This is a genomic window from Mesorhizobium sp. WSM4830, assembly GCF_055811495.1.
In genome coordinates this window covers 1-699 of the sequence record NZ_JBVVQI010000101.1, presented here as the reverse complement: position 1 = coordinate 699, position 699 = coordinate 1, and the positions used below count along the sequence as shown (strand labels likewise).

At 63.2% G+C, this 699-nt stretch carries 2 pseudogenes; both read left to right on the top strand.

Annotated elements, in window-relative coordinates:
• A pseudogene (gene istA, locus AC0L2Y_RS34530) lies at positions 1–430 on the top strand (IS21 family transposase); the annotation flags it as partial.
• Positions 431–572: 142 nt separating this feature from the next.
• Positions 573–699 (top strand): annotated as a pseudogene (locus AC0L2Y_RS34525) (AAA family ATPase); the annotation flags it as partial.

The window sequence follows — 699 nt, the reverse complement described above, 5'->3', positions numbered from 1 at the left end:
GTGCTTGGCTTCAGTCGCCTTATCTGGGCACGCTTCGTCGTCCACCAGGATCTGCCGACTGTCTTGCGCTGCCATGCCGGGGCTTTCGAGGCGCTGGGCGGCGCTCCTCGCGAAGTGCTTTTACGACCGTATGAAGACGGCTGTGATCGGCGAAGGCGATACCGGCGGCATCGTCTACAACCGTGCCCTCGTTGATCTTGCCCGCCACTATGGTTTCCATCCCAAGGCGTGTCGGCCTTACCGCGCCAAAACGAAAGGCAAGGTCGAGCGGCCGTTCCGCTACATTCGCGAGGACTTCTTCCGGGCCCGGTCCTTTCGCAATCTCGAAGACCTGAACGCCCAGTTGCGTCACTGGCTGGACACGGTCGCAAACCCGAGGGTTCACGCCACCACAAGGCGTGTCGTCAATGAAGCTTTCGCCGAGGAGCGGGTCGCAACATCCACGTCCACAAGCGCCGACAAAGACTGAGGAACGACGAGGTCATTCTTCATGGCTCGGGCGACAGGGTCGCTCAGCGCCCGTTGGCCTTCTACGACGCCGTCGCCCGGGTGATGGCGAAGGAGCAACGTCCATGACGAACGCGCTCGACACCACGCCCTCCACCATCGACCGGATCCGCCGCGACCTCGTCGGCCTGAAGATGCCGCGGGCGCTCGAAGCGCTCGATCATGTCGTGCGCCGGCTCGAGAAAGGCGAGA